The sequence below is a fragment of the Butyricicoccus sp. OF27-2pH9A genome (assembly GCF_027693185.1).
In the GTDB taxonomy this organism is placed as follows: Bacteria; Bacillota; Clostridia; order Oscillospirales; family Butyricicoccaceae; genus Agathobaculum; species Agathobaculum butyriciproducens.
Window position 1 is genome coordinate 185,091 of record NZ_JAQEXK010000001.1, and the last position, 13,590, is coordinate 198,680.

The 13,590-nt window shown below is 58.9% G+C and carries 10 protein-coding genes; all 10 read right to left on the reverse strand.

The genetic code is table 11. From position 1 onward, the window contains the following. Positions 1-52: 52 nt before the first annotated feature. The 10 genes from rdgB to dprA all read right to left on the reverse strand — a co-directional run bounded on the left by rdgB (position 53) and on the right by dprA (position 13,585). On the reverse strand, positions 53-625 hold the full coding sequence (gene rdgB / locus PG722_RS00915; protein ID WP_270579384.1) for an RdgB/HAM1 family non-canonical purine NTP pyrophosphatase: 573 nt from the start codon (positions 623-625) through the stop codon (positions 53-55). After that, positions 625-1,350 (reverse strand): ribonuclease PH, encoded by a 726-nt coding sequence (gene rph / locus PG722_RS00920; RefSeq protein WP_117492600.1) that lies wholly within the window; start codon positions 1,348-1,350, stop codon positions 625-627. Before rph ends, rdgB begins: the two co-directional genes overlap by 1 nt. Continuing rightward, positions 1,337-2,305, reverse strand: a complete 969-nt coding sequence (ftsY, locus tag PG722_RS00925; protein ID WP_118564234.1) for a signal recognition particle-docking protein FtsY — start codon at positions 2,303-2,305, stop codon at positions 1,337-1,339. Before ftsY ends, rph begins: the two co-directional genes overlap by 14 nt. Before the next feature lie 42 nt (positions 2,306-2,347). Further along, positions 2,348-2,551 carry a hypothetical protein gene (locus tag PG722_RS00930; protein ID WP_117752333.1) on the reverse strand — a complete coding sequence of 68 codons (204 nt, stop codon included), beginning with the start codon at positions 2,549-2,551 and terminating at the stop codon, positions 2,348-2,350. 36 nt (positions 2,552-2,587) lie between these two features. Further along, entirely contained in the window at positions 2,588-6,163 is a 3,576-nt protein-coding gene (smc, locus tag PG722_RS00935; protein WP_270579385.1) for a chromosome segregation protein SMC, read from the reverse strand. Positions 6,164-6,555: 392 nt separating this feature from the next. Then, positions 6,556-7,224, reverse strand: a complete 669-nt coding sequence (rnc, locus tag PG722_RS00940; RefSeq protein WP_118646196.1) for a ribonuclease III — start codon at positions 7,222-7,224, stop codon at positions 6,556-6,558. A 22-nt stretch (positions 7,225-7,246) separates the two neighbouring features. Further along, the gene (gene plsX, locus PG722_RS00945; protein WP_117489291.1) at positions 7,247-8,263 is read right to left on the reverse strand and encodes a phosphate acyltransferase PlsX; all 1,017 of its coding nucleotides are present in this window, start codon (positions 8,261-8,263) and stop codon (positions 7,247-7,249) included. Between the two features lies 1 nt (position 8,264). Beyond that, positions 8,265-9,569: a methylenetetrahydrofolate--tRNA-(uracil(54)-C(5))-methyltransferase (FADH(2)-oxidizing) TrmFO gene (gene trmFO / locus PG722_RS00950; protein ID WP_270579386.1), complete on the reverse strand. Its 1,305-nt coding sequence runs from the start codon at positions 9,567-9,569 to the stop codon at positions 8,265-8,267. Beyond that, positions 9,566-12,052: a type I DNA topoisomerase gene (gene topA / locus PG722_RS00955; protein ID WP_188885457.1), complete on the reverse strand. Its 2,487-nt coding sequence runs from the start codon at positions 12,050-12,052 to the stop codon at positions 9,566-9,568. Before topA ends, trmFO begins: the two co-directional genes overlap by 4 nt. Positions 12,053-12,337: 285 nt before the next feature. Beyond that, entirely contained in the window at positions 12,338-13,585 is a 1,248-nt protein-coding gene (gene dprA / locus PG722_RS00960) for a DNA-processing protein DprA (protein WP_270579387.1), read from the reverse strand. Positions 13,586-13,590 lie beyond the last annotated feature (5 nt).

The following is a 13,590-nucleotide window of genomic DNA, read 5'->3' on the forward strand; positions in this document are numbered from 1 at the left end:
CCTGTAATTTCGTTATATTTTTTTCGTAGGGCGGGGTGCCCTACGGATTCGCTTATATTTTATCCTTTAAGACTTCTTTCAGCTTATTCAAAGCATTTGCCCGATGAGAGATTGTATTCTTGACCTCTGCGGGCAGTTCGCCGAAGGTACAGCCGTATTTCTCGACATAGAACAGCGGGTCATAGCCGAAGCCGCCTGCACCGTGGTTCTCGCGGAGCAGTTCTCCTTCACATTCACCGCGCACGGTGAGCGTTTCGCCGTCCGCGAGCACACACGCGATTGCGCACACGAAACGGCAGGCGCGGTTTTCCTTATCCTGCATATTTTTCAGCAGGAAGGCATTGCGGTCCTCGTCCGTACCCTCGCAGTAGCGCGCGGAGTAGATACCGGGAGCGCCGTCCAGCGCATCCACGCACAGGCCGCTGTCGTCCGCGAGAGCGGGCAGACCGGTAAATTCTGCGGCGGATTTTGCCTTGATCATGGCGTTTTCCTCGAAGGTTTTGCCGTTTTCCTCGGGTTCGGGCGCACCCTCCGGCAGCGGGATGATTTCAATGCCGAGGCTGCTCACGATAGCGGACAGCTCTGCCAGCTTTTTCTTGTTATGGGAAGCAAGTACAAACTGCATTACAGACTTTCCCCCATCACCTTGGCCTGTTTGCGGCACAGCGTCAGGCAGCCGCGCTTGCCGAGTCCGAGCAGCTTGCGCAGCTCGGTATCCGTGAACGGACGGCCCTCGCCGGTGCCCTGCACCTCGATGAACTCACCCTTGCTCGTCATAACCACGTTGCAGTCCACGATGGCGTGGCTGTCCTCGGCGTAGTTGAGGTCGAGCACGGCTTCATCCTCAAAAATGCCGACCGAAACGGCTGCAACCTGTGCGGTGAGCGGCATTTTCTCGATCACGCCATCGGCCAGCAGCTTTTTGCATGCAAGCCACAGTGCAACAAATCCGCCGGTGATGGACGCGCAGCGCGTGCCGCCGTCCGCCTGAATAACATCGCAGTCAATCGTGATCTGGCGCTCACCGAGTGCTTCGCGGTCAACGACCGCACGCAGCGCACGGCCGATCAGACGCTGGATCTCACTCGAGCGGCCGTCCAGCTTGAGCGACTTGATATCACGTTTTTTGCGGGTATTGGTCGCACGCGGGAGCATCGCATACTCGGCGGTTACCCAGCCGAGGCCCTTGCCCTCGAGGAACGGCGGTACCTTTTCCTCGACCGACGCGGTGCAGATGACCTTGGTGTTGCCCATCTCGACCAGCACCGAGCCTTCCGCGTACATCGTGTAATCAGTGGTAATCTTCACCGGACGCATTGCGCCCTTGGTTCTTCCGTCAGGTCTCTGCATTTTCGTCCTCCTCGGTCTGTTCCTCATCGTTTTCTGTGTTTTCATGAACCGGCGGCAGGATGGCCTCCAGGAATGCCGCACGATCAAAGTCGATCAGATCGTCAATGCCCTCGCCAACGCCGACCAGCTTGACCGGCACGCCGAGTCCTGCCGAAATAGCGATCACGATGCCGCCCTTTGCGGTGCCGTCCAGCTTGGTGAGAATGATGCCGGTCAGCTCGGCAGCCTTGTTGAACTCCTCAGCCTGATGAACCGCATTCTGACCGGTGGTCGCATCCAATACGAGCAACGTTTCGCGCGACGCATCCGGCAGCTCACGGGAGATAACGCGGTCGATCTTCGCCAGTTCGTTCATCAGGTTGGCCTTGTTGTGCAGACGGCCTGCCGTATCCACGATGATGATATCGCTGCCGCGTGCCTTGGCCGCCGAGATGGAGTCGAACACAACAGCCGCCGGGTCTGCGCCCTCGCCGTGGCGAACGATGTCCGCACCGGCACGTTTAGCCCAGATTTCGAGCTGGTCAGCTGCCGCTGCGCGGAAGGTATCCGCCGCCGACAGCATAACCTTTTTACCCTCATTGACATAGCGGGCCGCCAGCTTGCCGATCGAGGTCGTCTTGCCGACACCGTTGACGCCGATTACCAGAATGACCGCCGGCTTGCCGTCCGTATTCAGCGGCTGGTTATCGAGCATGTTGTCGGTCAGCACCTCGCGGAGCAGGTCGCGCAACTCGTCCGCCGTGGTGGTCTTGCGCAGCTTGGCGCGCTTTTCGACCTCAGCGACGATCTTCGCCGCCGTGGATGCACCGACGTCCGACAGGATGAGTGCTTCTTCCAGTTCCTCGAGCAGATCATCATCCACCTTGACAAATGCCGCGAACACGCTGTCCAGCGAGTGGTTCACCGCATCCGATGTTTTCTTTAAGCCCTGCTTAATTTTATCAAAAAATCCCATGCTTATCTCCTTATGTTTATCTTGCAAATCAGGAATCAGTAATTATTGACCGTAGTAGTTGATACGCCAGTTCTCCCAGTCTGTGCGGTCAATCCGCTCACCCCAGAGAACATAGCCACGCGCATGTCCCCAGTGCCGAAACTCGACCGGATGCCGTGCCGCATAGCCGTCCGTCGTAAGAGAGCCGTTCGGCAATCGTCTTTCCACATCCAGCCGGTACGGATATTTTTCGCTTCGCATATCCATTGCCGCAATTCTCCATTTCCCATTCTCAATTTTCCATTACTTAATGGTATTTTTGAGCCGTTTTTCCGCCTCAGCCAGATTGAGCATCAGCATTTTGGAGACGCCCTGCTCCTGCATGGTCACGCCGTAGAGCATATCTGCTTCTTCCATTGTACCACGTCTGTGGGTAATTACAATAAATTGTGTCGAATCTGTCAGGCGGCGAATGTATTTTGCAAACCGCTGCACGTTTACATCATCGAGCGCGGCTTCGATCTCATCAAGCACGCAAAACGGCGTAGGCCGCAGCTTGAGGATCGCAAAGTACAGCGCAATGGCGACAAACGCCTTTTCACCGCCCGAGAGCAGCGTAATCGTTTTCACCGCCTTGCCCGGCGGAGACACGCGGATGTCGATACCGCAGTTCAGGATATCCGAGGTATCGGCAAGCTGCAGTTCGGCGTGTCCGCCGCCGAAGATCTCGCGGAAGGTATCGCGGAAGTACACATTCAGCTTGGCGAACTCGGACGCGAAAATCTCCTTCATACTGACGGTCAGCTGCTCGATGACCTTGCGCAGATCGGTCTGCGCGGTCTCGAGGTCGTCCTTCTGCTCCCGCAGGAAGCTGTACCGCTCCTGCACACGCTGAAATTCGTCCACCGCATCCAGATTGACGTTGCCGAGCGCCCGCATTTTCACGCGCAGCTCCTGCACGCGGCCGCGCGTTTCACCGAGGTTTTCAATCGGTCGGGCGATTTCTGCCGCCGGTGTGGGTGTTAATTCGTAGCTTTCCCACATTTTATCCAGAATCTGTGTTTCCGCGGTTTTCAGCTGGGCCGCGCGGTTTTCCAGTCGGGCGGTCTCGCGTTCGAGTTCAAGGATTTCCTCGTTGCGGCTCTGTGCCGCCTTTTCCAGACGGACCCGTTCGCTCTCGGTCTGTTCGCGTCTGCCGGTCTGCCGCGCAAGCTGTTCGCTGAGCAGCCGGGCGGTGGTGTCGCGTCCGTGCTTGGCTGCACGGACTTGGGTAAGTTCATCGGTCAGGCGTGCGATTTCCGCCGCAAAGCCTGCGATCGTCTGCTCCGCACCGGACACGCCCGCGTCGAGGTCGGCCTTGAGCCGCTCAAGCTCCGCGAGCGCGCGTGCTTCGCTGTCCTGCGCCGTGCGCGTCTTCGCAAGCGCGGTCTGCGCGGCTGTGATGCGCGAAGCCGTCTGCGTCAGCTGTTCCGCAGCGGCGTTCACTGCCGTACCGTGCTCGGCACAGACCTGCTCGGCAGCTGCAAGCGCCTGCTCTGCGGCAGACCGGCGCTCTGTGCAGGCGGCAAGTGTCTGTTTATACTTCTGCTGCGTTGCTGTGAAGTTAGTTTGTTCAGAAATCAGGCTGTCATACCGTTTCTGCAGGCTTTCCAGCAGGAATTTATGCTGTTTTACCGAAGCAGCAAGTCCGGCTCTCTCCTGCTCCGCGTGCCGGCGGTCGGTTTCGATGGCCTGCGCCTGCGCGGCAAGCGATTCCAGTTCCTGTCCTGCAGCCTGCTCGGTCTGTGCCAGCGTTTTTCGCTCCTGCTCGAGTGCGCGCACGCGCTCCTCGGCGGCGTGCAGGCGTTCCGCCCGCGCCAGTGCGCCGGTGCCGCGGGAGGCCGAGCCGCCTGTCATGGCGCCGCCTGCCTGCAGGATTTGTCCGTCTAATGTAACGATGCGAAACCGGTGCCCATACGCCTTTGCCAGCGCAAGCGCGGTGTCCATGTTCTCCGAAATGACCGTGCGTGCCAGCAGATTGCACACAATATTCTTATATTTTTCATTAAACCTGACGAGAGCATCCGCGGTGCCGAAGCAGCCGTTCTGCCGTTCCAGGCCGGTCTCCCGCAGGCTGTTTGTCCGAATGGTATCCAGCGGCAGGAAGGTCGCGCGGCCGCCGTCCGTGCGCTTGAGGTACGAAATGCACTGCTTGCCCACGCTCGTGCTGTCCACCACGATGGAGGACGCCGACGCACCGAGTGCAGTGTCGATTGCCATCACGAACCGCTTTTCGGTCGTGATGAGCGCGGAAACCGGACCGTGCACGCCGTTCATCGCACCCTTTTCGGCCTGCCGCATGACGGCTTTCACCGACCGAGAGAAGCCCTCGTACTCGTGCTGCATGTCGGTCAGCATTTTTACACGGCTCTGCATTTCGCTCAGCGAGGACTGCGCTGCTCGCAGGTCGTTCTGCGCCTGCTCGGCCTTTCGGCGGCAGGTTTCCGCCTGAGCCGCTGCCGTCTGCGCCTGCCTTGCCGTTTCGGCAAGCGTTTGCTCGCACGCGGTCAGTTCCCGCTCGAGATTGTCCTGCGCCTGCTTTTCGGTATCCAGCTGCTGTGCCGCTGCCGCGATTTCGGAATCCAGTGTCATTTTGCGATCGTTCATGCCCGCCAGACCGCTCTCGGCGGCTGTTCGGTCGAGTTCGAGCGCGTGCAGCGTGCGCTCCTGCCTGCGCTGCGCCTGCTCAGCCTGCCCAAGTGCCTGCTCGGCCTGTGTGCGCTGCTGCTCCTGCCCGGCAGACTGTTTTCGGAGTGCATCCAGTTCAGCCGACTGTGCCTTCTCCTGCTCATTCAGCGCAGAAATACGCTCGCGCCGGTCGGCAAGCTGTGCATCCATGCTCTGCACCTGCTCAGCGCGGTGTGCGCTCTCCTGCCGTGTGCGCTCGATATTCTCCTCGCAGTTGCGGATGTTCGCCTGAATAACCGCCTCGCGGCTGATCTGCTCGGCAGCAAACTGCTCGGCTTCGCGCAGCTCATTCCGCAGACGTTCGGTTTCCCTGTCAATCTCGCGCAGTGACTCGGTCAGCTGCTCGGACTGCGCATACAGCGTTCCCTGCTGCTGTTTTGCATCCGCAAGCTGCTTTTCGCAGGTTGTCTGGTCTTTATTCAACTTGGCAGTGTCATTCTTCAGCTGCTCAAGCGACAGCAGCCACAGTGAGACCTCAAGCACGCGCAGCTCATCCCGCAGCTGCAGAAACCTTTTCGCCTTGCCAGCCTGCTGCTCGAGCGGCTCGAGCCGGTTTTCCAGTTCGCCGTACAGGTCGCGGATACGCACCAGATTTTCCTCGGTGGCTGACAGTCTGCGCTCGGCTTCCTCCTTACGGTAGCGGAACTTGGTGATGCCTGCGGCTTCCTCGAAGATTTCGCGCCGGTCCTCACTCTTGAAGGACAGAATCTCATCAATGCGGCCCTGTCCGATGCTGGAATAGCCGTCGCGTCCCAGACCGGTATCCATAAACAGCTCGTGCACGTCCTTGAGGCGGCAGTGCTTTTTGTTGAGGAAATACTCGCTCTCGCCCGAGCGGTAGTACCGGCGCGTGACCATAATTTCGGTAAATTCCGAGCGGAACACATGCGCCGAATTGTCCAGAATGAGCGAAACCTCGGCAAAGCCGACCGGACCGCGCTTGGCTGTGCCGCCGAAGATCACGTCCTCCATCTTCGCGCCGCGCAGAGACCGCGAGGACTGCTCCCCCAGAACCCACCGGATGGCATCCGAAATATTCGATTTTCCCGAGCCATTCGGACCGACGATCGCCGTAATACCGCCGAGAAATTTGATCTCGGTGCGATCCGGGAACGACTTGAAGCCCTGTAAAATCAGGCTTTTGAGAACCATATGCCACCTCTTTATTATAGATAGTTTTATTTTACCACTGCAGTAGTATCTTTTCAACGACTAACTGCGTCACGCAGAAAAAAGAGGTCGATTTCTCGACCTCTTTGCAGTCTGTCGAAAAAGCTGCATTTCGACTCTTTTGCTTCGTGCGGCAGCACGCATAAAATAGAATTTGCGGAGCAAATTCATAAATTCCGAGAGCATGTATCTCGGAATTTATACAAGGGAAGAAAAAATGTGCCTGCAAGGCGCGTTTTTTCTTCGGAATTCGATCGAAAGCGTGGTTTCGATCGAGAGGCTGCTCGGAAAACGTTAGTTTTTCGACAGCCTCAAAAGAGGTCGATTTCTCGACCTCTTTGCCGTTTATCTCTATTGCGGTTTGACGATAAGCGTCAGCATCCCATATTTTCCAAGGCCTTCTTAGCCGCCATCTGCTCGGCTTCCTTTTTGCTCTTGCCGATGCCCTCGGCAAACACATTGGAATTGAGCAGCAGCTCCATCTTGAACCGCTTGTCATGGTCCGGGCCGGACTGCCCTGCCAGACGGTATTCCAGCGTTTCCTGCTTGTTCTTCTGCACGATCTCCTGCAGCATGGTCTTGTAGTCCTTGAACGCGCCGCCCGCCAGCGCAACCTCGACCTTATGCGGGATAAACCGCAGCACGAACGCACGGGCAGGCTCGATGCCGCCGTCCATAAAGATAGCGCCGAGCAACGCCTCGGTCGCATCCGCGAGAATGGACGCACGCTTGCGTCCGCCGCCCATCTCCTCACCGTGCCCCAGACGGATGGCTTCCGGGATACCGATCTCATGCGCGATCTCGTCCAGTGCGCCCTCGCAGACAACTGCCGCGCGCAGCTTGGTCAGGTCGCCCTCAGGCAGATCGGGATAGTGTGTGAACAGGTAACCCGCCGTGACAAAGCCCAGCACAGAATCGCCCAGAAACTCCAGACGTTCGTTGCACTGCAGGTGCGTGCCATGATGCTCATTCGCGTAGGACGAATGCGTCATCGCCAGCTGGAGCAGGCTTTCATCCTTGAATTTATAGTCAATTTTCAGCATTTTTGTTCCTTCTTCCTGTGGATCACTCGGAAACCGTCATGTACTGAATGTTTTCCTTTACCGCATCGATCATGCCGGACTTAGTGTACGCAATCGCCTGACGGACCGCGTTCATCACCGCAATTTCGTTGGACGAGCCGTGCGCCTTGATGACCGGCTTTGCGATGCCGAGGAACGGCGCGCCGCCAATCTTGTCCTGATTAAACACCTCGCGGAAGTCGTCCATGCCTTTTTTGCACAGCAGATAGCCGAGCTTGGTGCCAACAGACGCCATAAACACGCCCTTGATCTCCTTCGACATGAACTTGGCTACACCCTCGATGGTCTTGAGCTGCACATTGCCGGTAAAGCCGTCGCAGACGGCAACATCGCACGCGCCGAGCGGCACCATGCTGCCCTCCACGTTGCCGACAAAGTTCAAACGGCCCTCATCGCCCGCCTTTTTCAGCAGCGCGTAAGCCTCCTTGCGGAGCGGGTCGCCCTTGGTGTCCTCCGTGCCGTTGTTAACAAGGCCGACACGCGGCTTGACAACACCGTTTATCTTCTCCGCATACAGCGAAGCGAGGAACGCGAACTGGAGCAGCATTTCGGCGGTGCATTCGGTGTTCGCGCCTGCATCGCACAGCATGACCTGACCGTTCGCGCATGGCATAACCGGTGCCAGTGCACCGCGTCGGATGCCCTTGATGCGGCCGCCGTACAGTGTTGCGCCGGTGAGCAGTGCGCCGGTGTTGCCCGCGGAAACGAGCGCATCGCCCTCGCCGGCCTTGAGCAGCTTGAACGCTACCGCCATGGACGAATCCGGCTTGCGGCGGAGTACCGTTGCGGGATCGTCATGCATATCGACCAGATCGTTTGCGGGCATGATGGTAATGCCCTTGACATCGGAAAGTCCCTTCTCCTTGAGGACATTCGCTACGACCTCCGGCTTGCCGACCAGCAGCACTTCCTCGCCGTATTCCTTCGCAGCCAGCGCACCGCCCCATACAGCGGATTCGGGTGCGTTATCGCCGCCCATCGCATCAACGATGATCCTCATGTTAAAGCTCTCCCTTCAGTTTTTCGATCTGCTCGAGCGCCCGCTCGGAGATTTTGGTATTCTTCTCCCGCTTGCCCTTGATTTTATAGCCGAGCGGCTCGATAATGCCGAAGTTTACGTTCATCGGCTGGAATTTCGCCACCGTGTGGTCGGAAATATAGGTCGCCAGTGCGCCGGTGGCGGTCAGACGGTCGAGTGTCGGCATCGGTTTGCCGAGCACATCCATCGCGGTTGCCACGCCCGCCACCCAGCCGGAGGCGGTGGACTCCACATAGCCTTCTACGCCGGTCATCTGGCCCGCAAAGCGGATGCGCGGGTCGGCTTTGAGCGCGTAAGTCGCGTCCAGCAGGCGCGGAGAATCCAGAAATGTGTTGCGGTGCATGACACCGTAGCGCACGAACTCGGCGTTTTTCAGCGCCGGAATCATGGAGAACACGCGCTTCTGCTCACCGAACTTGAGGTGGGTCTGGCAGCCGACCAGATTGTACAGCGTGCCGTTTGCGTTGTCGCGGCGCAGCTGCAGGACTGCATACGGATCCTTGCCGGTTTTCGGGTCCGGCAGGCCGATCGGCTTGAGGATACCGAACCGCAGCGTATCAAAGCCGCGGCGTGCGTTAACCTCGATGGGCATGCAGCCCTCGAACACCTTGGAGTCCTCGAAGCCGTGCACCGGTGCTTCCTCGGCGGTGGTCAGCGCATTCCAGAATGCCTCGTACTCCTCGCGGGAGAACGGGCAGTTGATGTAATCCGCCGTGCCCTTGCCGTAGCGGGACGCCTCGTAGGCGGAATCCATGTCGATGCTCTCAGACGTGACGATCGGCGCGGCGGCATCGTAAAAGTGCAGGAAATCACCGCCGACCTTGGCGTGGATGGCCTCGAACAGCGTATCCGAGGTCAGCGGGCCTGAGGCAACTACAACGCGGCCTTCCGGAATCTCGGTCACTTCGCCGTAGACCACCTCGATATTCGGGTGGTTTTTGATCTTCTCGGTGACGGCTGCCGCGAAGGCTTCGCGGTCAACCGCCAGTGCGCCGCCCGCCTCTACGCGGTGCGCATCCGCACAGGAGAGGATAAGGCTGTCCAGACGGCGCAGCTCCTCCTTGAGCAGACCGGCGGCGTTCGCCAGCTCGTCCGAGCGCAGCGAGTTGGAGCACACCAGCTCAGCAAAATCGTCCGAGTGATGCGCCGGCGTATGCTGCACCGGCTTCATCTCACACAGGCGCACGGAGATGCCGCGCTGTGCCAGCTGCCATGCAGCCTCACAGCCGGCCAGTCCTGCGCCGACTACTGTTACCATTTCACTCATTCGGCGCTCTCCTTTGCCGTGGTCTTTTTCTTTGCGGCAGGCTTTTTCGCTGCTGCTTTCTTCTCAGCGGCTTTTTTCGCCTTCTCAGCCGCCTTTTCTGCTTCATACTTTGCCAGAGCCTTGGCGTACTGCTCCTGCTGCTTGGCAGTCAGCTCCTGTACAGCCTCGTCCTTCAGCTTTTTGAATTTATTGGTGGTCTTGGTCATCCACGGCAGGGTTTTCTTCGCAGTGGATTTTTTAGTCGTTGCCTTTTTCGTTGCCTTCTTGACCTTTTCCTCGGTCTCGCCGTTCTTCTCTGCGGCTTCCTTTGCGGCAGCACGTTCCGCAGCCTTGGCGGCACGCGCTTCGCGCATCTTACGGCGCTTTTCGGTCTCCTCGGGCGACAGACCCTCCTTGACCAGCTCCTTGTAGCCGCAGCCCTCACGCAGACAAACGTCCGTGACCTCCTTGGAATCGCGGTCGGTGTGGCGGAACAGCGAGGAATCGCAGTTCGGGCACTTGGTCTTGAGCGGCTTGTCCCACGTCATAAACTGGCAGGTCGGATAGGTGTCGCACGAGTAGTACACATAGCCGCGTGCGGACTTTTTCTTCACGACCTTTGCGCCGCAGACCGGGCACGCCGCGCCGGTGTCCTCGGTGATGGGCTTGGTGTTGGTGCACTCCGGGAAACCGGGGCACGCAAGGAACTTGCCGAACCGGCCGGACTTGATGACCATGTTGCGTCCGCATTTCTCGCAGATAACGTCGGTCACCTCGTCCTGAATCTTGATGCGCTTGCCCTCAAGGTCGATCTCCGCCTGCTTGAGCGCGGCTTCAAAGCCGTCATAGAAGTTATGCAGCAGCTGGATATAGTTCAGCTTGCCCGCTTCGACCTCGTCCAGCTCATGCTCCATGTTGGCGGTGAACTCGTAATCGGCAACCGACTTGAACTCGTCTACCAGCAAGCCGGTAACGCCCTCGCCGAGCGGTGTCGGACGGAGCGCCTTGTTCTCCTTGGTGACGTAATCGCGGTCAATGATGGTGGAAATCGTCGGCGCGTAGGTAGACGGACGGCCGATGCCGCGTTCCTCCATCGCGCGGATGAGCGATGCCTCGGTGTAGCGAGCCGGCGGCTGCGTAAAGTGCTGGGACGGCTCGATCTTCTCGGCGGTCAGCTTGTCGCCCTGATCGAAGCGCGGCAGCGGCTTTCCTGCGGAATCCTGCTTTTTCTCGTCGTCCGTGCCCTCCTCGTAAACCGCAGTAAAGCCTGGGAACGCGACCGTATGACCGGATGCACGGAACACCTGACCCTCGCAGACGATATCGGCGGAAACCGTATCGAGAATGGCGTCTGCCATCTGGCAGGCCACAAAACGCGACCAGATCAGGCGGTACAGCTTGAACTGATCGGGCGTCAGGTACTTGCGGATTTCTTCCGGCAGCAGCTGCACGTTGGACGGACGAATGGCTTCGTGCGCGTCCTGCGCGTTGCCCTTGGTCTTGAACACACGCGGCTTGCCCGGATAATATTCCTCGCCGTAGCGGCCGCGAATGAAGCCCGCAGCGGCAGCGGTGGCCTCGTCCGCCAGGCGGAGCGAGTCGGTACGCATGTAGGTGATAAGACCGGTCAGACCGTATTCACCGAGTTCAATACCTTCGTACAGCTCCTGTGCGATGCTCATCGTGCGGCGCGGCGTCATATTCAGCTTGCGGCTGGCTTCCTGCTGCAGCGTCGAGGTGATGAACGGAGGTGCGGCGGTACGCTTTTTCTTGCCGCGCTTGATATTGCCGACGGTGAACGGCTTGCCGGTAACAGCGTTGACAACATGCATCGCCTGCTCTTCGTTTTTCAGCTCGGCCTTGCCGTTCGCATCGCCGTAGTAGCGCGCTGAAAACTTGCCGCCGTCTGCGGTTTGCAGCAGCGCCTCGATCGACCAGTATTCCTCCGGCACGAATGCGCGGATTTCGTTCTCACGATCCACGACCAGACGGGTTGCAACGCTCTGCACACGGCCTGCGGACAGACCGCGCTTGACCTTGCGCCACAGGAACGGCGACAGCTGATAGCCAACGATTCGGTCGAGAATACGGCGTGCCTGCTGTGCATTTACCAAATCAATATCAATATCGCGCGGGTTCTCGATGCCCGAGCGGACCGCCTGCTTGGTGATCTCGTTAAAGGTCACGCGGCGGGAATTTTTGTCTTTGAGCTTGAACAGCTCCTTGATGTGCCACGAAATCGCCTCTCCCTCGCGGTCAGGGTCAGTTGCGAGATAGACGAAATCGCTCTTGCGGATTTCGCTGCGGATTTCCTTGATGATTTTATCTTTACCCTCGATCGGCACATATTCCGGCTGGAAATCGTGCTCGATATCGATGCTCATTTTCTTTTTCGGCAGATCGCGCAGATGTCCCATCGAAGCCTTGACGACATAGTCCGAACCGAGATATTTTCCGATCGTCTTTGCCTTGGCCGGGGACTCCACGATGACTAACTTAGACATAAAAACCTCCAAAAACTTACTTCGATTGCAACCACGCTTGCAATCGAAAGGCCATACCGAACTCTGTTCGGATATGGCTAAGGCTGCGAAAAGTTCCTCCTTCGTCGAAACTTTTCTCCGCACTTGTATAAAAAGGGTGATACACAAGGTGAATTGCCGCGTAGCGGCAAGAGAAGGTGGTCTGGACCATGCTCCCCCTTTTTATGAATTTCCTGCGGAAATTCTATTGAATGCGCACCCTACGGTGCGGAATGCGTGTATTTCTTTTCTTCTCTCTCCTGCTTATCACCAGGTGCCGAGGATAAGTCTGCCCTTTTCGCGGCGCAAAATCCCATCCATTTCCAGCATGGTGACAAGGCTCATCACCCGCGGTGCTGCCAGACCGCAGCGGTCGATCAGCTCCTCGGGCGTGCTCACACCGTCCCGCACGAGCGTGACGATGGTCTTTTCATCCTCATTTAAGCCGTCCGGCAGCGGTTTTGCAGCCGCAGACGGCTGTTTGGGTTCGGCCTTCGCCTTTTCTACGGCAGCGGCGCGGCGCTGTTCGGCCTGCTGCTCGCGCCTGCGAATGTCCTCCCAAGCACTTCTGGCAGCCGGTTCCGGATACTCGCCGGTCTGACGCCGAAACGCCTGCTGTACCGCCTGCTCGGGCATCATGCCGCTGTACTCGCGCACGAGCACGGTCGGACTGGTCAGCAGCGCAGCCTCGCCCTTGGCGATCAGCTCATTGCACGACTGCGACTGCGGTGCGTCGATCGGACCGGGCACGGCGTACACATCGCGGCCCTGATCGAGCGCGTGACGCGCGGTAATGAGCGCACCCGAACGCCAGTCGCTCGCCTCCACGATAACGGACGCGACCGACAGACCGCTGATAATGCGGTTGCGCTGGTGATAATTGCGTCCGTGTGGCTCAGTGCCGGGCGGATATTCGCTGATGATAGCCCCCATGAGCAGGATATCGCCCATCAGGCTGCGGTGCTGCGGCGGATAACACACATCGGGACCGCCCGCCAGCACGGCGACGGTCAGACCGCCTGCCTTCAGCGCACCGCGGTGTGCCGCGCCGTCATTGCCGAGCGCCATGCCGCTGACGGTTATCATGCCCGTCCGGGCAAGCGTTGTGCCGATCTGATCGGCGACTTTCAGGCCATACGGCGTCGCCTTGCGCGTGCCGACAACGGCTACGGCGGGAACGCTGTCGAAATCCGGCCAGCGTCCGCGCACATACAGCACGGTCGGCGGATCCGGGATCGCCCGCAGGCGGTCCGGATAAGCGCTGTCGCCAATGGTAATGATCTGGATATTCTTTTCCGTGCAGGACCGGATGACCTGCTCGGCTTCGGACGTATCCTTGTCGCACAGCAGATCGACATGGGTCTTGCGCAGCTCACACGGCGCAGCTGTCAGTGCCTGCCGGTCGGCAGCGAACACCGCCTCCGGAGAGCCGAAGGTATCGAGTACCTCGGCGGCTGTGCGCGAGCCGAGTCCGCGCTTGAGCGAAAGCCAAACATAGCTGAGTCTTGACGGCATAGTGC